Here is a 19,839-nt window from a genome sequence, read left to right as displayed (position 1 = left end):
GTACTGGTTTAAAGTTAATCCACTATAAAAGCCGAAATCGGAACCTTGCGGCTGAAAGAGGTTCAGACGACCTTGAATCATACTGATGATGTCAGTATTTTGGCATTGAGCAGCCTTCGGGAGCAATAATTCTGCATTGTGAAGCTCCATGTTTTTGACATTTTCTTAGGGCTTCGGCTTCAGCAAGACCAGGCTCAGTTGATCCGAAAAAAAGTGTACCATCTTTTGCTTGGGCAACGGCGAGACAGCCATTCCGAACCCAAGCCAAAACTTTACACGGTTTATTTTTTCCACCTTCTTCACAGGTTTTAATAGCTTGTCTTTTGGCAGCCGCAAGTGAATCCATTTCGAGTGCGCCACCTGATATACCTGTTTTAGGATTGGCTGCCCATGCACCGTATTTTGAAGGGACATCGATATTAACAATTTCCGTAGGTTGCTTTCGTTGATGCTGACGAGATGACGCACAGTTGGGATTGTAACCATACGCACACAATGCCGAATTATTTTGCAATGCGCCTCTGGTTGCATCATAGGTTGGGTCAGCAGCATACACATTAAGGCTCGCCAGTCCCAATAATACAAAAAGCAATTTTTTCATTATCAGTCCAATCTTTTATTTTTTGAAAATTAGTGGATTAACTTTAAAACAGGACGGCGTTACCTCGCCTTAGCTCAAAGAGAACGATTCTCTAAGGTAGTGAATCGGTTCCGTACTATCTGTACTGTATCTGCGGCTTCCGCCTTGTCCTGATTTAAATTTAATCCACTATATTTTAATGCGGAAATAGCAAGTTAAAACCTGTTTTCTGTTTTCAGACGACCTATTTGGCTTGCAGGGGCAGTATTTTCTTTCTTCTGTCCACCGCGTTTCAAATGCTTTTGATAAGCGGCGACATAGCCTGCTTTGGGTAGTCCTGCTAAGACGCCGATATGGGCTGCGGCGGATTTTGCCAAAGGTTCGAGTGTGTAGCCGCCTTCCAGTACGGAGACGATTTTGCCGGGGCAGCTTGATGCGGCTTGGATGATTTTGTGTGTCAACCAGGCGAAATCGGCTTCGTGCAGATTCAGACGACCTGTTTCGTCTTGTTTGTGTCCGTCGAAACCTGCGGACAGTAAGACCAGTTCGGGTTTGAATGCGGTCAGTTTGTGCAGCCATTGCTCGCGTACGGTGGTGCGGAAAACGCGGCTGCCGGTATTGGATGCGAAAGGCAGATGCAACATATTGGCGCCGCTGGCGGAATGGTTGGTTTTGGGAAATGGGAAGAGGTCGGTTTCAAAAAGGTTCATAAACAGGACGCGCGGATCGTCTTTGAAGATTTCCGCTGTGCCGTCGCCGTAATGGACGTCAAAGTCGATGACGGCGATGCGTTGGAGTCGATATTCGGCGATGGCATGCATGACACCTGTTGCGACATTGTTTAATAGGCAGAAACCGCCGGCTTTATCGCTGTGTGCATGGTGTCCGGGTGGGCGGACGGCGCAAAAGGCGTGCCATGCTTTCTTATTCATTACCATGTCCACCGCCTGAACGACAGCACCTGCGGCGTGACGGGCAGCTTTGAGCGAACCATGACTCATGACGGTGTCGCCGTCGAGACGGTAGATTTTGTCCGCTTGGGGCTGGCAGGCTTCGAGCGAGCGCAGATATTTGCGCGGGTGAACCAAGGCGAGGCGGGTATCGCTGATTTCTTCGGCTTCGGCAGTTTGAAGATGCCGCCAAATATCCTGACGTTTGAGCTCCGCCTCGATAACGGCAGTGCGTTCGGGCGAGTCGGGATGATCTGTGCCGGGTTGGTGTTGCGCAAAAACGGGATGAGAAATCCAGACCGTACGCGCATTTTTACCCAAGAGGCGGCGTAGGCGCGTACGCAGTCGTCGAATGAGTTTTTTCATGAGGAAAAGGGCGCGGAGCTTGTCGTTGGTAGGAAGGAATCAGGTTTTAAATGTCGTTGAAAATTCATTTTCAGACGACCTGACATGATAAATATGGTTAATAAATAGGGAAAGGCTTGGAAATTTTTCAGACGACCTTTAGAATAGCTTAATTTTGCGGTCGTACCAATGCTTTTTTCTGCCGCAAGCGGTGTTTTACTTAATTTTAATCTCTTAGAAAACGGACAAATTATGAATCAAACTGTGGCCCAATTTGCCCCTTTAGTGCTGATTATGGTGGTGTTCTACTTCCTGATCATGCGTCCTCAACAAAAGAAATTCAAAGCACACCAAGCCATGCTTGCTGCTTTGAAAGTCGGCGATAAGGTTGTTTTGGCAGCAGGTTTCAAAGGCCGCGTTACCAAAGTCGGCGAACAGTTTTTCACTGTGGACATCGGTCAAGGTGCAAAAATCGAAGTCGAAGTGGAACGTAACGCGATTGCCGCCAAAGCCGAGTAATCCGTATTTTTGCCAAGAGCCGCCTCGGAAAGCTGAGCGCGGCTGTTTGTCTTCATAATAAATCGAAGGTTTACCATGAACCGTTATCCTTTATGGAAATACCTGCTGATTGCGTGCACGATTTTGGTTGCCGTAGTGTATTCGCTGCCCAACCTTTTCGGTGAAACGCCCGCAGTGCAGGTATCAACCAACCGACAAGCCATCATTATCAACGAACAGACCCAGTCTAAAGTCGATGCCGCGCTGAAACAGGCAGGTATTCAGACTGACGGGATATTTATTGCGAACAACTCGCTGAAAGTGCGTTTCAAAGATACCGAAACGCAGCTTAAAGCCCGCGATGTTATCGAAAACACTTTGGGCGATGGCTATATCACCGCGCTCAACTTGTTGGCGGACAGCCCCGAATGGATGGCTAAAATCGGGGCTAATCCGATGTTCTTGGGCTTGGACTTGCGCGGCGGCGTGCATTTCACCATGCAAGTGGACATGAAAGCCGCGATGCAGAAAACGTTTGAACGTTATTCGGGCGACATCCGCCGCGAAATGCGCCGCGAAAAAATCCGTACCGGTACCATCCGTCAGATTGAAAACGGTTTGGTTGTCCCGATGCAGGACGCTGCTGACGTACAAAAAGCCATGCCTAAGCTGCGTCAGCTTTTCCCTGAGGCAAATTTGAACGCCGACGGCAATAACATCACGCTGACATTATCCGAAGAAGCGATTAACAAAGTACGTTCCGATGCGGTGAAACAAAACATCACTACTTTGCATAATCGCGTCAATGAGTTGGGCGTGGCTGAGCCTGTCATCCAGCAATCCGGCCTCGACCGCATCGTTGTGCAGTTGCCGGGTGTACAAGATACTGCCAAAGCAAAAGACATTATCGGCCGTACCGCAACTTTGGAAGTGCGCATGGTGGAAGACGACCCTGTCAAAGTGCGCGAGGCTTTGGAAGGCAATGTTCCGAGCGGTTTCGAGCTGTTGTCCAGTGGTGGCGATCATCCTGAAACCTTGCTGATTAACAAACAGGTTGAATTGACAGGCGACAATATCAATGACGCGCAACCCAGTTTCGACCAAATGGGCGCACCTGCCGTCAGCCTGAGCTTGGATAGCGCAGGCGGCAGTATTTTCGGCGAATTGACCGCCGCCAACGTCGGCAAACGCATGGCGATGGTGTTGATTGACCAAGGCAAATCCGAAGTGGTTACCGCACCGGTTATCCGTTCCGCTATTACCGGCGGACGCGTGGAAATTTCCGGCAGCATGACGCAGGCGGAAGCCAATGATACCTCTTTGTTGCTGCGTGCCGGTTCGCTCGCTGCACCGATGCAAATCGTGGAAGAGCGCACCATCGGCCCGTCTTTGGGTAAAGAAAACATTGAAAAAGGTTTCAATTCTACCTTGTGGGGCTTTGCCGCCGTTGCCTTGTTTATGGTGGTTTACTACCGCCTGATGGGCTTTTTCTCTACCATTGCCCTAAGTACCAATATTTTGTTCTTGGTCGGTATTTTGTCTGCCATGCAGGCAACGCTGACGCTGCCCGGTATTGCCGCATTGGCGTTGACGCTGGGTATGGCAATTGACTCCAACGTATTGATTAACGAACGTATCCGCGAAGAGTTGCGCGAAGGCGTGCCGCCGCAACAGGCAATCAACCTCGGTTTCCAACACGCATGGGCAACCATCGTCGACTCCAACCTGACCTCGCTGATTGCCGGTATCGCCCTCTTGGTATTCGGTTCCGGCCCGGTCCGCGGTTTTGCCGTCGTACACTGTCTGGGTATCCTGACTTCGATGTACTCATCCGTCGTCGTCTTCCGCGCCTTAGTGAATCTTTGGTACGGACGCCGCCGCAAATTGCAGAACATTTCCATCGGTGCAGTATGGAAACCCAAAGCCGAAACAGCGGCTGGCAAGGAGTAAGACATGGAACTCTTTAAAATCAAACGCGACATCCCGTTTATGAGCTACGGCAAACTGACGACCTTTATTTCGTTGGTAACCTTCATTGCCGCCGTATTCTTCCTCATCACCAAAGGTTTGAACTTCTCCGTCGAATTTACCGGCGGTACCGTGATGGAAGTGCAATATCAGCAGGGCGTGGACGTCAACAAAACCCGTGAAAAACTCGATACCCTGAAAATGGGCGATGTCCAAGTTCAGGCGTTGGGTACGAACAAACACATCATGATCCGCCTGCCCAACAAAGAAGGCGTAACTTCCGCGCAGCTTTCCAATCAGGTTATGGAATTGCTGAAAAAAGAGCAGCCTGACGTTACCCTGCGCCAAGTCGAATTTATCGGTCCGCAGGTCGGCGAAGAGCTGGTGACCAACGGTCTGATGGCATTGGGCTTTGTCGTAGCAGGTATCATCGTTTACCTGTCGATGCGCTTTGAATGGCGTTTCGCCGTATCCGCCATCATCGCGAATATGCACGACATCGTGATTATTTTGGGCTGCTTCGCCTTCTTCCAATGGGAATTTTCACTGACCGTGTTGGCGGGTATCCTTGCCGTATTGGGCTATTCCGTAAACGAATCCGTCGTCGTCTTCGACCGTATCCGCGAAAACTTCCGTAAACCGAGTATGCGCGGACACACCGTTCCGCAAGTCATCGATAATGCGATTACCGCCACCATGAGCCGTACCATCATCACCCACGGCTCGACCGAGGCAATGGTCGTTTCCATGCTGGTGTTCGGCGGCGCAGCGTTGCACGGTTTCTCAATGGCATTGACCATCGGCATCGTGTTCGGTATTTACTCTTCAGTCTTGGTCGCCAGCCCGCTCTTGCTGATGTTTGGTCTGAGCCGCGACAATATCGCGAAGGAAGTGAAGAAAAAAGAAGAAGTCGTGGTCTGATGGTTATGATTGCGATTTAAAGGGGTCGTCTGAAAACTTGGCAACAGGTTTTCAGACGACCTTTTTGTTTCGCCATCAAGCATGGCATTCAAACCGGCTTTGTGCTATATAGAGGGTTCGTTTTGAGCAGGTACGGCTTTACTCTGTGCCGGGCTGAAGAAAATGGCTTGCAAAAGCGTTAAGTATTAGCCAATCGGTTTGCACCGTCTGTTGCAGTATTTTCCGAATATAGCCTGTATCGTTTTGATGGTTTCACAAGGAATCCTGTTTAATAAGATGGATTCCGTTGTTTCAAATGAATTGAAAGATAAAATATGGATGCTTTACAACTTTTGACCACACGTCGCTCGTCTAAAAAACTTACCGCCCCCGCACCGAATGCGGAACAACTCGAATATATGCTGCAAGCGGCTACGCAGGTTCCCGACCATGGCAATATGCGTCCGTTTCGGTTTACCGTCATTCAAAGCGAGGCAGGCTTGCAACGTTTCCGCGAATTGTTGCACCAAACGGTTACTGAATTGAATTTTGGCGATGATGCGATGAAAAAAGCCGAGAAAGTCGGCAATATGGCGCCTATGGTGATCGGCGTGACTTTTGCGCCCAACCGCGAAGTGGCAAAACCCAAGCCTGAGTGGGAACAAATGTTGAGTGCGGGCTGCGCCACTTACGGGCTGCAGCTTGCCGCGTCTGCGCAAGGCTTTGACAATGTGTGGATTACTGGAATGTGGGTCAACAGCCCGCTCTTGCGCGAAGCGTTTGGTTGTGAAGACAAAGATAAAATCATCGGGCTGATGATGGTTGGTTCGCCGACTGAGGCGGGCAGTGGCGCAAAAAATACCGATTTGGAGCAGTTCGTGACGGTTTGGTAAATAGCCTGAAGAATCGGCTTAACACGAGTCTGTATTCTGAAAAGTGAATCGGCGATATAAAAGGTCGTCTGAAAACAGAAAATCCGTTTTCAGACGACCTTTTATTGTGACATCCTTTGATGGCAAACATCAAGCCGGATTCATGAAGCTTTCGATTTCTTGTAAGGAAATGTCGGGCGTCGCGCCGTGTCTGGAGGCGACTAGGGCGCCGAGTGCGCAGGCGAAGGTAATGGCTTCTTGCGGCTCGGCATTGTTGAGCAGTTTGTAGGTCAGCCCTGCCAAGAAGCTGTCGCCGGAGCCGACCGTATCGGCAACTTTGATGCGGAAGCCGCAGTGGCGGTAGAGTTCGCCGTCTTTGTATAAAATTGCGCCGTGTCCGCCTAAGGTGACGCAGATGGTTTGTGCGCCGGTCAACCGGTTGAGGTAGGCGATGTTTTGTTCGATGCTGTGGTAGGGCGAGCCGTAAATTGCGGACAGTTCGTACAATTCGTCGTCATTGAGTTTGAGCATATCTGCACGCTTCATGGTGGTGAGCAGGCGGTCGGTGTCGTAGTGGGGTTTGCGCAGGTTGACGTCGAAGATTTTAAATTTGGCTTTTTCCATCAGTTTGTCTAAAGCCGCACGGGAAATCTCGTCGCGGGCGGCAAGGCTGCCGAACACGAAGGCATCGGATTCAGCGACACGCTGCAAGGCGGCATCTTCGACGACGATGCGGTCCCAAGCGCAGGGATATACGATTTCGTATGACGCGCTGCCGCATTTGTCCAAGATGACTTTGACAAGGCTGGTATCGCATTCTTTGCACACTTGCAGCAGGTCGGTATTGACGTTTTTCGCTTGAATTTGGCGCAGCAGCTCTTCGCCGTCGGCATCATCGCCGCGACGGCTGATGATGGCAGTATCGACCCCGAAGGATTGCAAACGGACCAAAACGTTCAGCGGCGCACCGCCCAACACTTTGCCGCTTGGAAAATCGTCCCACAACACTTCGCCGAAACTGGTTACTTTCATTTTAGACCTTCCTTGCTTTGAGTTGATCGGTTGGAACTGCTGCGCTGCGTACGGCTTACCCATCATGTATTTGTAGTAAAACTCCAATACTTAGGCGCGTAAGCATTATGTTTTAAAATCTACCGACTGACAAGCAATCGCGGGTTTATCTGTCAGGAAGTTTGATTCATCACAATATTGCGTTGAAAGTGTTTGAGTGGAAGGGGGATTTTCGGTTTTGTTTTCTTTCGGATTGCCGGTTTTTATCATTCGGATAAGGTGGTTTTTTGAAATTTAAATACAAGTTGTGCGGGCATGTTTTCTTGATTGTCGATGGTATTGAAATTTGGCGCACAATAATCTTCTAGAAAACAAAGGTCGTCTGAAACCTGATCTTCGGTTTCAGACGACCTTTTCTATAGTGGATTAACTTTAAACCAGGACGGCGTTACCTCGCCTTAGCTCAAAGAGAACGATTCTCTAAGGTGCTGAAGCACCAAGTGAATCGGTTCCGTACTATCTGTACTGTCTGCGGCTTCGTCGCCTTGTCCTGACTTAAAGTTAATCCACTATATCTTTCGCAAGCCTTAAGCGGCTTCCCAATAATCGATGTAAAGCTGCAATTCCATCTGATTGCGCCATTCGTTTGCCACCGGGCGGTAAACCGTGCGGATGTATTCGGGGATGTCTTCGCTGCACCGCCAGAACATGGCTTCAAATTCGTAGCCGTCTTTTTGCAGCCAGACTTTTTTGTGTTTGCCCTCCGCGCCCAAAGGCTGCTGGCGGATGACGTGAAACTCGTCGGTAAAGCTCGGCGGCGCGAAGCCTTGTCCCCAAACATGGCGGGCGAGGTTTTGCGCCTGTTCCAACGTGATGTCGCAGGCTTTCAGGCTGCCGTCGGTGATGAAGGTTTGCGACAAATCGTCTTCGCACACCATTTCGCGCACGGCTTCTTCAAAGGCGGTCTGAAACGCGGGAATATTGTGTTCGAGTATGCTCAAGCCTGCCGCCATTGCGTGTCCGCCGAATTTCAAAATCAAATCGGGGTGGCGTTTGGACACCAAATCCAAAGCGTCGCGCAGGTGCAGGTTGGGAATGGAACGCCCCGAACCGCGCACTTCGCCGTTGTCCGCAGGGGCGAACACGATGGTCGGGCGGTAGAAGCGGTCTTTGAGGCGGCTGGCGACGATGCCGACCACGCCTTGATGAAAGTCGTCGCGGTAGGCGACCAGGGTCGTCTGACCCGAAGGCAGGGTTTCGGGAAAGGCGTTCAGCGCGTCTTGCAGCATGGACTGCTCGATTTCGCGGCGTTCGATATTGAGGTCGTTCAACTGCGCCGCCAATGTCTGCGCTTCTGCGTCGTCGCGCGCCAACAGGCAGGCGATGCCGACCGACATATCGTCCAGCCGTCCGGCGGCGTTGATGCGCGGACCGAGTGCAAAACCCATGTCAAAAGGCTGCGCTTTGCGCCAGTCGCGCCGCGCCACTTCAAACAAGGCGCGGATGCCGGGCCGCATTTTGCCGGAACGCATCCGTTTCAAACCTTGCGACACGAGGATACGGTTGTTGTGGTCGAGGGGGACGACATCGGCGACGGTGCCGAGCGCGACCAAATCCAAAAGTTCGCCCAGATTCGGTTCTTTAAGGTCGCCTGAAAAATAATCGCGGCTGCGTAATTCGGCACGCAACGCCATCAACACATAAAAAATCACACCCACGCCCGCCAGACTTTTGCTGGGGAAGCCGCAGCCTTTTTGGTTTGGATTGACGATGATGCAGTCGGGTACGGTTTCGGCGGGCAGGTGGTGGTCGGTTACGATCACGTCCAAACCCAATTCCTGCGCCCGCGCCACGCCTGCGATGCTGGCAATGCCGTTATCGACCGTAATCAGCAAATCCACGCCTTGCGCGGCGGCGATTTCGGCAAGCTCGGGCGTCAAGCCATAGCCGTGTTCGAAGCGGTTGGGTACGAGAAAATCCACCGCCGCGCCCATCGCCGCCAAGCCGCTCATGCCGACGGAACACGCCGTCGCACCGTCGGCATCATAGTCGGCGACAATCAGGATTTTTTCCTTGCGCTCGATGGCATCCGCCAGACGGCGGGCGGCGGCTTCGCAATTCGTCAGCGATTGATAAGGCAGGAGGCCGGCGAGTTTGTCGTCCAATTCGGCGGGACTCTGCACGTCGCGCGAGGCGCACAGCCGGGCGATTAAAGGGTCGGCGCCGGCGGTGAGCAAATCATCGAGGACGTTTTGGTTGACGGGGCGGGTTTGGATTTTGACAGGCATGGTGTGTGGAATATATTTTATGTATTCAAGGACGGAAAGGTCGTCTGAAAACGGGCGTAACGGGTTTATTAAAAGCTTGGGGTAAAGCCGCCGCCTATCATCATGGCAGGAATGAACAATACTGGGGTAAGTGCGTCAATAGTGAGCGTCAGTGGCGTCATCAAAATAGTGCCTATTACTTTCCCCGGACTGGTGTATACGCGAGAAGTGGTATAGCCGATGGAGACAGGAATGCTTTGTTCAAATTTGTAGTCGGCGGGCAGGTTTTTCGGGGTGGCGTAGTATTTGCCTTTGGCGTGAACACAGCGGTGGTAGACAGTGTTATTTCTACCTTTGCCGGTTTCAAATGACAGGTTTTTCAGTTTGGCGATTTCATCAGCTTTTTGAGTGTCGTAGCGTAGGCAGAAATCGGTGGTGAAATCGGCTTCTTTTTCATTGTTCACCACAACAGGCAAGGCTTTGAGGTCTTTTTTGTATTTTTTGGCATCGGCAATTTGGAATTTTTTGTCGAGTTTGACATTGAGGATGGGCGTCAGGTCTTTTGAATCTTTGGCATTAATGACGAACCAGTATTTTTCGCCCATCATGACGATGCTGCCTTTTTCAAGTTGGTCATTGTCTTTGTTGACGATACCGAAAGAATGTACTTGGTCGGAAGTAATCGGATGAAAAGTGATTTTTTCTACTTTTTTATCCTCTTCCCACATTTCTTGAGTCATACAGCCGTTTAATGATAAGGCGAGGAGGGCAGTGAGGGTAAGGCGAAGTTTCATAAGTGTAGTCCTTGAAAAGGTCGGTTTGTTTTATTGTTAAAGGGATGTCTGAAAAATGACGGTATATTTTAATAAGATTATATGAAATTTGAAAAGGTCGTCTGAAAACGGGGCGGTGGGATTTACAGAACCCCCAACCCCGTTTTCAGACGACCCCGATATTTATTCTGCCCAATCCTGCGTTTCTTCCGAATCGCTCTGACCGCCTTCCATGATGGATTTGATTTCTTGGAAGAGGGCGCGGAAGTTTTTCGGCGGTTTGTTTTGTTCCTGCTCTTTTTTCGTGTTGCGGATTAAGGTGCGCAATTTGCCTGCGTCGGCATGGGGGAAGTCCGCCATGAATTGGGTGATTGCGTTGTCGTCCGCCAAGAGGCGCGTGCGGGCTTGTTCGACGCGTTGCAAGAAGGCGTTGTGGGCGGTATTTTCGCCGCGTAGTTTGGCGAGGAAGGCTTCGATGGGCGCGGGGTCGGTGTCTCGCATGAGCCTGCCGATGAATTGGCTTTGGCGTTTGAGCGCGCCGTTGGACGTGATTTTTTTGTAGGTAACGACGGCTTCGTACAAGTCCTCGTCCAAGCCGATTTTTTTCAGCGTATCGGTCGAGAGTTTGGTCAACTCCATGCCCAAAGCCTGCAAATCGTTCATCTGCTTTTTCATTTGGGTTTTGCTGACCCATTCGTCTTCGTTTTCAAACATTTTGATAAACCTTTAATTTTGTTTCGGGTATTTTAGCACGTTCGGGCAGGTTTCACGTCAACGCCCTGTTGAAACGGCGTTTTCAGACGATCTCTTATAGTGGATTAAATTTAAACCAGTACGGCGTTGCCTCGCCTTGCCGTACTATTTGTACTGTATCTGCGGCTTCCGCCTTGTCCTGATTTAAATTTAATCCACTATATCTTCTGCGGCGGTATTTTTGCCGAGGTCGTCTGAAAACGGTTAAAATGCCGCAAACCTCTGTCAGGAAACCTTTTATGCTGTTCAACCACACCGCCTCCGAGCTGACCGGCTTATGCGGGCACGCCTTGGATTTGGCAAAAAACATGGGCGCGGCTGCTGCCGAAGCCGACTTTAGCGAATCCATCGGACAAAGCGTCAGCGTACGGCTGGGCGAAATCGAACAAATCGAATTCCAGCAAGACAAATCGCTGGATATTACCGTGTACGTCGGCAAACGCAAAGGCCGCGCCAGCACCGCCGACTTCTCCGAAAAAGCCCTGCAAGACACCGTCAAAGCCGCCATCGACATCGCCCGCTATACCGCCGAAGACGATTGCGCAGGTCTGGCAGATGCTTCACTGATGGCGCAACACGTCGGCGACCTCGACCGTTACCACGAATGGGATTTAAGCACGGAAGCCGCCGTCGAGTTGGCAAAACAATGCGAACAAGCTGCCCTGAGCGCGGATGAACGCATCGAAAACTCCGAAGGCGCAGGCGTTCAGACCGGACATTACCAATACGTTTACGGCAACACCCACGGCTTCACCGCCCACCAACAAGGCACGCGCCACAGCATTTCGTGCAGCATCGTCGCCGCCGACGAAAATGGCATGCAGCGCGACTACTGGTACGACGCTGCCTGCCGCCATCAAGACATGGACAGCCCCGAGCAAATCGGCAAAACCGCCGCCGAGCGTACCTTACGTCGTCTGAACAGCCGCAGCATCCCGACAGGCAGCTATCCCGTCCTCTTCGATACCACCGTCGCAGGCGGGCTTATCGGACACCTCGTCGGCGCACTCAGCGGCGGCGCGCTCTACCGCCAAAGCAGTTTCCTGATTGACAGCATAGGCAGAAAAGTCCTGCCCGACTTCCTCAGCCTGCGCGAAGAGCCGCACATCCCCCGCGCCTTCGGCAGCACCTATTTCGACTCCGAGGGCGTCGCCACGCAGCCGCGTTTCGTCATCCGCGACGGCATTGTCGAAGGCTATTTCCTCAGCAGTTACAGCGCGAGAAAACTCGGTATGCAGACCACGGGCAACGCCGGCGGCGCGCACAACCTTTATTTGAACCATACGCACGAAACGCAGTCCGACCTGCTGAAAGAAATGGGCACGGGATTGTTGGTTACCGAACTGATGGGGCAGGGTGTGAACACCATCACGGGCGACTATTCGCGCGGCGCGGCGGGTTTTTGGGTGGAAAACGGCGTCATCAGCCACCCCGTCCAAGAAATCACCATCGCCGGCCGCTTGCAGGATATGTACCTCGGCATCGTCGGCACTGCCAACGACGCGCTGCGCCGCTCTTCCAACAAAATCGGTTCGGTACTGATTGAGAGCATGACCGTGGCGGGGGAGTAGGTTTTAGGGCGGGCGGGTCGTCTGAAAGCCACAGTCTCGGCGAAACACTGCCTGAAGACAGGATTTAGTCGTGCAAAACCGGACAATCTGTGGCATAATCCGCCCGTCTTTACAAAAAGACTTCAGGAGTTTGAACGGGTTTCCTGCTCGTCAAACTTGTCCGAACCGAATGACGGTTCTTTTATTTTTCGGAGTTATCCATCATGGCATTGACCGTAGAACAAAAAGCACAAATTGTTAAAGATTTCCAACGTAAAGAAGGCGATACCGGTTCTTCTGAAGTACAAGTCGCTCTGTTGACTTTCCGTATCAACGACCTGACTCCCCACTTCAAAACCAACCCTAAAGACCACCACAGCCGTCGCGGCCTGTTGAAAATGGTCAGCCAACGTCGCCGTCTGTTGTCTTACTTGCGCCGTACTCAACCTGATACATACCGCAACCTGATCACCCGCTTGGGTCTGCGCAAATAATTGCTGCTTTACCGGACACCGCTTGCGAAAGCGGTGTTTTTTCATATGGGCTGACGATAAACAATAGGGCAGGTTTGTCGGGGTCGTCTGAAAAAGGTCGTCTGAAAACATATCCGTCTCTTAAGCCTCATCGTTTCAGGATAAATCATGGATCAAAAACTGACCAATCTGTTCGCCAAATACCAAAATAACGTGGCTTTCTCCTCGCGCCCCTGTATCGCCTCCGTACATGATTTGGGTTTGATGGATGAAACCTTGCTGAATTTGGCGGTCATCAACCAAGCCCGCGAAGATGTTTTATTGCTGATTCAAAATGGCGCGGACGTCAACAAACAGGGGGAAATGGGTTTTACGCCTGTTCAAAATGCCTGCTTCAACGGCAATGTGGCAATACTTGAAATACTTTTGGCAAACGGTGCCAACCCGAACATCAAAAATGAATTAGGCAATAAGGCAGCGGATTATGTCACTGACGAGCGGCATGGGAAAAAGAAGGCAAAAGAAATGATGGCATTGTTGAAATACTATAAAAATCATCAATCAAAATGAAACATACGGCTCGAAATTTCAGCCGGTGTTTGCCTGACTCGATTTGTTTTCCCTGACCTTTTGAATGGACAATATGAATATTTACGACTTCACCTTAAACGATGCCCAAGGCGATCAGGTTTCCCTGAGTGTTTACCGAGGAAAGGTGCTGCTGATTGTCAACACCGCGACGCGCTGAGGATTGACGCCGCAATATACGGCATTGCAGCAGCTTTATGAACGTTACAACGAGCAAGGTTTGGAGATATTGGATTTTCCGTGCAACCAATTTCGCGGACAGGCGCCGGAGAGCAGTCGGGAAATTGCTTCCGTCTGTCAGACGAAGTTTGGTACTGCATTCAAAATTTTTGACAAAATCGATGTCAACGGCGCATCCGCATCGCCGCTTTATATTTATTTGAAGGCACAACAGCCGAAGGATAGGGGCGGGCATATGTTGAAAGAAGCGGTGTTGCGGCTGGCGGCATGGGGCAGTAAGCATCAGGCGGGCGATATCCGCTGGAACTTCACCAAATTCCTGATTAATCGGCAAGGCGAAGTGGCGGCACGGTTTGCGCCCAGCGTAACGCCGGAAGAAATAGAAAATGATATCAAGAAGTTGCTGTAAGGGCGCATACCGTTTCAGACGACCTTGTCTGAAAAAACGTGCCGAAACCTTACGGTTTTTCACATTCGCGCGCCTTGAAAGTAGGGCGCATTATCTTTATGTTAAGGGAAACCGGTTATTCGGGAAGTGTAAAATATCGGTTTGAGATATCCAATAAGATTCAATAAGATAGATTGAAATTGCGGCTAAACGCGCCGACTTGAGCGGCATGAAGCGGGTTCGGAATTTAAAGGAGCAAAGATGCAGTATTTCGGTGTGGGTTTTTTAGTGTTATTGTTTTTGGAAATTATGTCCATCGTTTGGGTGGCGGATTGGCTGGGCGGCGGATTCGCTTTCCTGCTGATGATAGTCAGCTTTATCGGCGGCACGATGATGCTGCGCCATACGGGGCTGTCCGGCATTTTGCTGGCGGGTGCGGCCATCCGCAGCGGGGACAATATTTCCATGTATCAGATGCTGTGGCCGATACGTTATACCGTCGCTGGGATTTTGCTGCTCAGTCCGGGCTTTGTGTCCACCATTATCGCCTTGCTGCTGCTTTTGCCGATTAAGGGTCGGCCTGCGGCTCAAATGAATACGCAGTCTTTTCGTCAGCAAGCCTTTACGCGCCGTGGTGAAGATGACGGCGATATCATCGAAGGCGAATACACGGTGACCCGCGCCGATCCGCAAACCAAACACCAAGACTATATCGAACACAAACGCGATTAAACGGTGGAAAATCGGCATGGCGGCAGCATTCCGACTGCCCGGTTTTGGAAAGGTCGTCTGAAAAGATTTTCAGACGACCTTTTATCTATATGAAAAAATGACTGAAAATGTCATGCAGTTTCGCCCGAAACAGACAGTCAATGCTATACTTGCCAACTTATTGTCGATGAAAACCGGCTTGAAACAGCCGTTACGGAAACGAGAAATCAAGATGAGCAGAATCCAGCAAACCTTTGCCGCACTTGACGGCGCAAAAGCCCTGATTCCCTATATTACCGTAGGCGATCCCGATCTCGATACCACGCTTGCGCTGATGCACAGTTTGGTTGAAAACGGCGCCGACATCCTGGAATTGGGCGTTCCCTTTTCCGACCCGATGGCGGACGGTCCGACCATCCAGCGCGCCGCCGAGCGTGCGTTGGCAAACAAAGTTTCCCTCAACGACGTATTGAACATCGTACGCCGCTTCCGCGAAACAAACGGCCACACGCCCGTCGTCCTGATGGGTTATCTGAACCCGATTCATAAAATGGGTTATCAGGCATTTGCCCAAGCGGCTGCCGAAGCGGGTGTGGACGGCGTGCTGACCGTCGATTCCCCTGTCGAAACCATCACCCCGTTGCACGACGAACTCAAATCGCGCGGCATCGACTGCATCTTCCTGATTGCCCCGACCACGACCGAAGAGCGTATCCAAACCATCGCCCGCGTTGCAGGCGGCTTTGTCTATTACGTTTCGCTCAAAGGCGTTACCGGCGCGGCAAGTTTGGATACCGAAGAAGTTTCGCGTAAAATAGAGCTTTTGCGCAAGTATATCGACATCCCGATCGGCGTCGGCTTCGGCATCAGCAACGCCGAAAGCGCGCGCAAAATCGGCACCGTTGCCGATGCCGTCATCGTCGGCAGCCGCATCGTCAAAGAAATTGAAAATAACGCAGGCCGCGAAGCAGAAGCCGTCGGCGCGTTGGTAAAAGAATTAAAAGACGCAATCCGTTAAGGCCTTTTCCGAAAACACACGCAAAGGTCGTCTGAATCCCGAATTCCAAGGAGTCATCCATGAGTTGGTTAGACAAAATCCTACCGCCCAAAATCAAAAACCGCAGCAAAAGCGAAGGCTCGTCCAACGTTCCCGAAGGCCTGTGGCACAAATGCCCTTCCTGCTCGGCAACCATCTACTCAACCGAACTTCAGCAAAACGACCAAGTTTGCCCGAAATGTAACCATCACAACCCGCTTTCCGCGCGCGAACGCCTCAATTTGCTTTTGGACGAGGAAGGCCGCGAAGAAATCGCCGCCAATATCAAACCGACCGACCCGCTGAAATTCAAAGACAGCAAAAAATATCCCGAACGCTTGGCCGCAGCGCGCAAAGCCACCGGCGAAGATGATGCGTTGGTCGTGATGAAAGGCTTTATGAACGGCCTGCCCGTCGTGATTGCCGCCTTCGAATTCCGCTTTATCGGCGGCTCTATGGGTTCCGTCGTCGGCGAACGCTTCGTCCAAGGCGTGCGCCGCGCCGTAGCCGACAACTGCTCTTTCATCTGCGTTGCCGCATCGGGCGGTGCGCGGATGCAGGAAGGTGTCAACTCATTGATGCAGATGACCAAAACCAGCGCGGCATTGCATCTTCTGACTGAAAAACACCTGCCGTTCATCTCCGTCCTGACCGACCCGACCATGGGCGGCGTATCCGCCAGTTTCGCCTTCCTCGGCGATGTCGTGCTTGCCGAACCCAACGCCCTTATCGGCTTTGCCGGTCCGCGCGTTATCGAACAAACCGTCCGTGAAACCTTGCCCGAAGGCTTCCAACGCGCAGAGTTCCTGCTGGAGAAAGGCGCTATCGACCAAATCGTCGACCGTCGCAGCATGAAACAGCGCATCAGCGACCTGATTACCCTGCTGCGCCGCGAAGACAAAGTCAACGCTGCTTAAACTAGGAAGGTTTGAGCTAAACAAAGGTCGTCTGAAAACTGATTTTTCGGTTTTCAGACGACCTTTTTGTAAAGTGTTCCCACTCAGTGGCTGAACGTTAGATACACGGCAGCAAGTAACAGATATAGTGGATTGGGGCAGGTAGCGCAACCAGTTTATTGAAAAGAGCGCGGGATGGCGATGAAGATGAATCGGTTGATTCGTTGTTTTTTTGCCATCATCCACACTAAAAAAGGTCGTCTGAAAACATACTTTCAGACGACCTTTTCAAGTTTGGCTTCCGTATCTGTCAAACAATCTGATCGGATGCAGCCGCGTCAATCAGTAACGACCCGGAACGGTTCCCATACGCTGTTTCAGCGAGGTTTGCGGCTCGTTGAACAGGGATGCGTAGAAGGTCGCGTTGGTCATGACTTTTTTGACGTAGTCGCGCGTTTCGGTGAAGGGGATGGTTTCGGCGTAAATCGCGCCTTCCAGAGGCGTAGAAGCCTGCCAGTTGCGGGCGCGGCCGGGGCCGGCGTTGTAGCCTGCGGTTGCCATCACTTCGTTGTTTTGCAGGCGGCGTTTGGCATCTGCCATATACCATGTACCCATGCGGATGTTGCCGTCCATGGTGTAGAGTTCGCTGCTGCTCATGCCGATTTTGCCGGCGATTTCGCGGGCGGTGGCAGGCATAACCTGCATCAGGCCTTGCGCGCCGACGCTAGATTGCGCGCCCATGACGAAGCGGCTTTCTTGGCGGATCAGACCGTAAACCCAAGCGGGATCGATGCCTGCTTGCGAGGCGTAGCGGACGGTGGTCTCTTTAAACGGAGAGAGGTAGCGCAGGTTGTAGTTGAGTTTGCGCTCGGTCCGGTCGGCGCTGTTGATCGCCATGTCGTAGAACTGGTTTTCAAAGGCGACTTGCGCGGCAGTCAGGAGGTTGTCCTCGTTGAAGTCGCGGGTGGCGAAACGCCATTCTGCCTGCGCCTGACGGCGCATTTTGGCATCGTTGCTGCTTTGGCTGTTTTTAAACAGAACCAGCGCGCGTTTGATGGCGCCGTCGTCTGCCATGCGGCGGACGTCTTTTTTATCGGCGTCGGAAACGTTGTTTTTGGTATTGACGCGGCGGCCGAGTTCTTCACCTGCTAAGACGGCGTAGAAATTACGTCCGCTTGCGGCGGCTTTTTCGTACATTTCTTTAGCATGGCTTTGGTTGCCTTGTGCGGCGTAGCTGCGGCCCAGCCAGTATTGCCAAGTCGGGTCTTTTTGCAGGTTGTCGGGCATTTGTTGGATGATGCCGGACAATTCGTTCCAGCGTTGCAGGCGCAGGGCGGCGCGGGCGTACCATTCAAACTGCTCGTCGGTCAGTTGTTTGCGGTCGGAAACGCGGTTGTAGTAGCTCAACGCGGTCTGCATGTTTTGATTTTGCGCTTGGTAGAGTCCCAATACGCCCCATGCGAAGCTGCTTTGTTCGCGGCTCAAGCCGGATTCTATGCCGGACAGCGTGGAGGCTGCGGAGGAGGATTTGCGCGCGTCTTTGCCGATGACGTTCAAAAGGCTGTATTCGCGCGCACCTTGCGAGCCGCCTTCAAACGGGCTGCCTAAGGCGGCTGCCAAGCTGCGTGCGTCGCTGGTTTGGCTGTTGCTCAACAATCCGCGTACGCGACGCCATGCGTCGTTGCTGTTCAGACGACCTGCCGATGCCGCGCTTTCGACCAGGCGGGTACAGCCTGCGGGCAGCTTGTTCGTAACGCGCACAAGCTCTGCCGCCATGTTGTAGCTGCCGCTGCTCAGTTCAGCATAGCATTGCACTTCCTGTACCCGGCCCGCCGCATTCAGCTTTTTGTTTTCTTGGCGGAACACATCCCATTGTCCACGCGCGCCGAGGCTTTTGAGCCATTCGTTGCGGACGTTTTCAGCCATCGCGCTGTCGCCCGCCTGCGCCAAGAATTGTTGCACCCACATATCGTCGCCGCGTTTGGCAGCGTCCAGCGCGCCTTGATATTGGCCGTAATCGGACAATACTTTGGATTCGCCTTCCGCGCGGCGGGCGGGGATGGAGGCCGGTTCGGTCAGGGAAGAGGCAGGCTCTTTGGATGAGGTGTCGTTTTCAGAGACGCACGCCGACAAGACGGCTGCGGCAATCAGGCTGAGTGAGAGGGAAAATATGCGTTGTGCGTTCATTACTTGCCGTATCTTTATTAGAATCAATTAGAACCGTATTTTAAACGATTTGGCGGCATTATCCGAATCTGAAACCGATATTTACATTAACCGCGTAATCAGGGACAACAAAAAGGTCGTCTGAAAAGCGGAATGGCTGTTTCAGACGACCTTTGAGGCATGGGCAAAGTTTACATGCAGCCTTCGTTTTGCAGCAGGGTAAACAGGGGAACGCCGTTTTCGCGGATTTTGCTGCCGCCGATCAAGTCCGTAAATTCCAAAATCGCCGCCGCTTCAACGACTTCTCCGCCGAGTTTGCGGATTAATTCCACGCCTGCGAGCATGGTGCCGCCGGTTGCGACCAGGTCATCGACCAGCAGCACGCGCGCGCCGGGTTTGACCGCGTCTTTGTGGATTTCGACTGTCGCTTCGCCGTATTCCAGCGCGTAGCTTTGCGAAATCGTATCAAAAGGCAGCTTGCCCTTTTTGCGGATGGGGACGAAGCCGACGTTCAATTGATACGCCAACGCCGCGCCGATGATGAAGCCGCGTGCGTCCAAGCCAGCCACGACATCGATTTTCTGACCCATATAGCGGTAAACCAGCAAGTCCACCAAAAGACGGAAATATTCCGCGCTTTGAAGCACCGGCGTAATGTCGTGAAATAAAATGCCTTTTTGCGGCCAGTTTTCGATTTTGCGGATTTTGTCCGCCAATGCGGCGACGCCCATAGCCTCAGGATGAACCAACATTTTGCGTGTTCCCAAATGAAAAGTTTTTAACATGACATTGTAGCCGTCAGACCGTCTGTTGCCAAATCCATCGGGGCGGTTTAACCGTTCCCCGAAGCATTCATGACATGGCGTGCGACACGGTAATGCGGCTCAATCATCTTTAAGATTAATAAAGGTCGTCTGAAACGCCGGAAGATGGG

General features: G+C 52.0%; 19 protein-coding genes and 2 pseudogenes. 11 read left to right on the top strand and 10 right to left on the bottom strand.

The genetic code is table 11. The features are described from left to right. Positions 1-91: 91 nt before the first annotated feature. Positions 92-601, bottom strand: a complete 510-nt coding sequence (locus tag HMPREF3050_RS01245) for a DUF4189 domain-containing protein (RefSeq protein WP_094112901.1) — start codon at positions 599-601, stop codon at positions 92-94. Between the two features lie 194 nt (positions 602-795). Next, complete coding sequence (locus HMPREF3050_RS01240) at positions 796-1,896, bottom strand: histone deacetylase family protein (protein WP_070773179.1); 1,101 nt, start codon at positions 1,894-1,896, stop codon at positions 796-798. A gap of 231 nt (positions 1,897-2,127) precedes the next feature. Between HMPREF3050_RS01240 and yajC the strand changes: the two genes are divergently transcribed. The 4 genes from yajC (at position 2,128) to HMPREF3050_RS01220 (ending at position 6,134) form a co-directional block, all read left to right on the top strand. Next, complete coding sequence (gene yajC / locus HMPREF3050_RS01235; RefSeq protein WP_019270848.1) at positions 2,128-2,394, top strand: preprotein translocase subunit YajC; 267 nt, start codon at positions 2,128-2,130, stop codon at positions 2,392-2,394. 75 nt (positions 2,395-2,469) lie between these two features. Continuing rightward, a complete protein-coding gene (secD, locus tag HMPREF3050_RS01230) occupies positions 2,470-4,323 on the top strand; it encodes a protein translocase subunit SecD (RefSeq protein ID WP_070773178.1) in 1,854 nt (617 codons plus the stop codon). A gap of 3 nt (positions 4,324-4,326) precedes the next feature. Next, on the top strand, positions 4,327-5,262 hold the full coding sequence (secF, locus tag HMPREF3050_RS01225) for a protein translocase subunit SecF (RefSeq protein WP_070773177.1): 936 nt from the start codon (positions 4,327-4,329) through the stop codon (positions 5,260-5,262). A 314-nt stretch (positions 5,263-5,576) separates the two neighbouring features. Next, on the top strand, positions 5,577-6,134 hold the full coding sequence (locus tag HMPREF3050_RS01220) for a nitroreductase family protein (protein ID WP_070773176.1): 558 nt from the start codon (positions 5,577-5,579) through the stop codon (positions 6,132-6,134). 129 nt (positions 6,135-6,263) lie between these two features. Here the strand turns inward: HMPREF3050_RS01220 and HMPREF3050_RS01215 are convergent, their stop codons facing one another. The 6 genes and pseudogenes from HMPREF3050_RS01215 to HMPREF3050_RS14745 form a co-directional block, all read right to left on the bottom strand. Beyond that, positions 6,264-7,145 carry a carbohydrate kinase family protein gene (locus tag HMPREF3050_RS01215; protein ID WP_070773175.1) on the bottom strand — a complete coding sequence of 294 codons (882 nt, stop codon included), beginning with the start codon at positions 7,143-7,145 and terminating at the stop codon, positions 6,264-6,266. 490 nt (positions 7,146-7,635) lie between these two features. Further along, positions 7,636-7,701: pseudogene (locus tag HMPREF3050_RS14750) on the bottom strand (transposase); the annotation flags it as partial. Positions 7,702-7,711: 10 nt separating this feature from the next. After that, entirely contained in the window at positions 7,712-9,412 is a 1,701-nt protein-coding gene (recJ, locus tag HMPREF3050_RS01210; RefSeq protein WP_070773174.1) for a single-stranded-DNA-specific exonuclease RecJ, read from the bottom strand. Between the two features lie 68 nt (positions 9,413-9,480). After that, positions 9,481-10,185, bottom strand: a complete 705-nt coding sequence (locus tag HMPREF3050_RS01205; protein WP_070773173.1) for a hypothetical protein — start codon at positions 10,183-10,185, stop codon at positions 9,481-9,483. Positions 10,186-10,347: 162 nt separating this feature from the next. Continuing rightward, complete coding sequence (gene yjgA, locus HMPREF3050_RS01200; RefSeq protein ID WP_070773172.1) at positions 10,348-10,878, bottom strand: ribosome biogenesis factor YjgA; 531 nt, start codon at positions 10,876-10,878, stop codon at positions 10,348-10,350. 97 nt (positions 10,879-10,975) lie between these two features. Further along, positions 10,976-11,104 (bottom strand): annotated as a pseudogene (locus HMPREF3050_RS14745) (IS5/IS1182 family transposase); the annotation flags it as partial. A gap of 52 nt (positions 11,105-11,156) precedes the next feature. Between HMPREF3050_RS14745 and pmbA the strand changes: the two are divergent. From pmbA to accD, 7 genes are all read left to right on the top strand, one after another. Next, on the top strand, positions 11,157-12,488 hold the full coding sequence (pmbA, locus tag HMPREF3050_RS01195; RefSeq protein WP_070773171.1) for a metalloprotease PmbA: 1,332 nt from the start codon (positions 11,157-11,159) through the stop codon (positions 12,486-12,488). Between the two features lie 203 nt (positions 12,489-12,691). After that, positions 12,692-12,961: a 30S ribosomal protein S15 gene (rpsO, locus tag HMPREF3050_RS01190; protein ID WP_003760895.1), complete on the top strand. Its 270-nt coding sequence runs from the start codon at positions 12,692-12,694 to the stop codon at positions 12,959-12,961. A 147-nt stretch (positions 12,962-13,108) separates the two neighbouring features. Continuing rightward, positions 13,109-13,510 (top strand): ankyrin repeat domain-containing protein, encoded by a 402-nt coding sequence (locus HMPREF3050_RS01185; protein WP_070773170.1) that lies wholly within the window; start codon positions 13,109-13,111, stop codon positions 13,508-13,510. Positions 13,511-13,583: 73 nt separating this feature from the next. Then, complete coding sequence (locus HMPREF3050_RS01180) at positions 13,584-14,117, top strand: glutathione peroxidase (protein WP_168166250.1); 534 nt, start codon at positions 13,584-13,586, stop codon at positions 14,115-14,117. A 240-nt stretch (positions 14,118-14,357) separates the two neighbouring features. Then, on the top strand, positions 14,358-14,828 hold the full coding sequence (locus HMPREF3050_RS01175) for an FxsA family protein (protein ID WP_070773169.1): 471 nt from the start codon (positions 14,358-14,360) through the stop codon (positions 14,826-14,828). Between the two features lie 211 nt (positions 14,829-15,039). Beyond that, complete coding sequence (gene trpA, locus HMPREF3050_RS01170; protein WP_070773168.1) at positions 15,040-15,825, top strand: tryptophan synthase subunit alpha; 786 nt, start codon at positions 15,040-15,042, stop codon at positions 15,823-15,825. A gap of 59 nt (positions 15,826-15,884) precedes the next feature. Beyond that, positions 15,885-16,760, top strand: a complete 876-nt coding sequence (accD, locus tag HMPREF3050_RS01165; RefSeq protein ID WP_003760907.1) for an acetyl-CoA carboxylase, carboxyltransferase subunit beta — start codon at positions 15,885-15,887, stop codon at positions 16,758-16,760. A gap of 321 nt (positions 16,761-17,081) precedes the next feature. Here the strand turns inward: accD and HMPREF3050_RS01160 are convergent, their stop codons facing one another. Next, positions 17,082-18,926 (bottom strand): lytic transglycosylase domain-containing protein, encoded by a 1,845-nt coding sequence (locus HMPREF3050_RS01160; RefSeq protein WP_070773167.1) that lies wholly within the window; start codon positions 18,924-18,926, stop codon positions 17,082-17,084. Positions 18,927-19,096: 170 nt separating this feature from the next. Further along, complete coding sequence (locus HMPREF3050_RS01155; protein ID WP_009311093.1) at positions 19,097-19,657, bottom strand: adenine phosphoribosyltransferase; 561 nt, start codon at positions 19,655-19,657, stop codon at positions 19,097-19,099. Between the last annotated feature and the right edge of the window lie 182 nt (positions 19,658-19,839).

The sequence above is a fragment of the Neisseria sp. HMSC065D04 genome (assembly GCF_001815675.1).
Lineage (GTDB): Bacteria > Pseudomonadota > Gammaproteobacteria > Burkholderiales > Neisseriaceae > Neisseria.
Note: the sequence above shows the minus strand (reverse complement) of the source record. Positions and strands in the feature narration are given on the sequence as shown.

Bases quoted from the DNA above. Each gene is read 5' to 3' on its own strand.
- accD (WP_003760907.1), top strand. From the start codon at position 15,885: ATGAGTTGGTTAGACAAAATCCTACCGCCCAAAATCAAAAACCGCAGC.
- HMPREF3050_RS01240 (WP_070773179.1), bottom strand. From the start codon at position 1,896: ATGAAAAAACTCATTCGACGACTGCGTACGCGCCTACGCCGCCTCTTG.
- HMPREF3050_RS01245 (WP_094112901.1), bottom strand. From the start codon at position 601: ATGAAAAAATTGCTTTTTGTATTATTGGGACTGGCGAGCCTTAATGTG.
- recJ (WP_070773174.1), bottom strand. From the start codon at position 9,412: ATGCCTGTCAAAATCCAAACCCGCCCCGTCAACCAAAACGTCCTCGAT.
- secD (WP_070773178.1), top strand. From the start codon at position 2,470: ATGAACCGTTATCCTTTATGGAAATACCTGCTGATTGCGTGCACGATT.
- trpA (WP_070773168.1), top strand. From the start codon at position 15,040: ATGAGCAGAATCCAGCAAACCTTTGCCGCACTTGACGGCGCAAAAGCC.
- HMPREF3050_RS01155 (WP_009311093.1), bottom strand. From the start codon at position 19,657: ATGTTGGTTCATCCTGAGGCTATGGGCGTCGCCGCATTGGCGGACAAA.
- pmbA (WP_070773171.1), top strand. From the start codon at position 11,157: ATGCTGTTCAACCACACCGCCTCCGAGCTGACCGGCTTATGCGGGCAC.
- HMPREF3050_RS01205 (WP_070773173.1), bottom strand. From the start codon at position 10,185: ATGAAACTTCGCCTTACCCTCACTGCCCTCCTCGCCTTATCATTAAAC.
- HMPREF3050_RS01215 (WP_070773175.1), bottom strand. From the start codon at position 7,145: ATGAAAGTAACCAGTTTCGGCGAAGTGTTGTGGGACGATTTTCCAAGC.
- yjgA (WP_070773172.1), bottom strand. From the start codon at position 10,878: ATGTTTGAAAACGAAGACGAATGGGTCAGCAAAACCCAAATGAAAAAG.
- HMPREF3050_RS01185 (WP_070773170.1), top strand. From the start codon at position 13,109: ATGGATCAAAAACTGACCAATCTGTTCGCCAAATACCAAAATAACGTG.
- HMPREF3050_RS01160 (WP_070773167.1), bottom strand. From the start codon at position 18,926: ATGAACGCACAACGCATATTTTCCCTCTCACTCAGCCTGATTGCCGCA.
- yajC (WP_019270848.1), top strand. From the start codon at position 2,128: ATGAATCAAACTGTGGCCCAATTTGCCCCTTTAGTGCTGATTATGGTG.
- HMPREF3050_RS01220 (WP_070773176.1), top strand. From the start codon at position 5,577: ATGGATGCTTTACAACTTTTGACCACACGTCGCTCGTCTAAAAAACTT.
- secF (WP_070773177.1), top strand. From the start codon at position 4,327: ATGGAACTCTTTAAAATCAAACGCGACATCCCGTTTATGAGCTACGGC.
- HMPREF3050_RS01175 (WP_070773169.1), top strand. From the start codon at position 14,358: ATGCAGTATTTCGGTGTGGGTTTTTTAGTGTTATTGTTTTTGGAAATT.
- rpsO (WP_003760895.1), top strand. From the start codon at position 12,692: ATGGCATTGACCGTAGAACAAAAAGCACAAATTGTTAAAGATTTCCAA.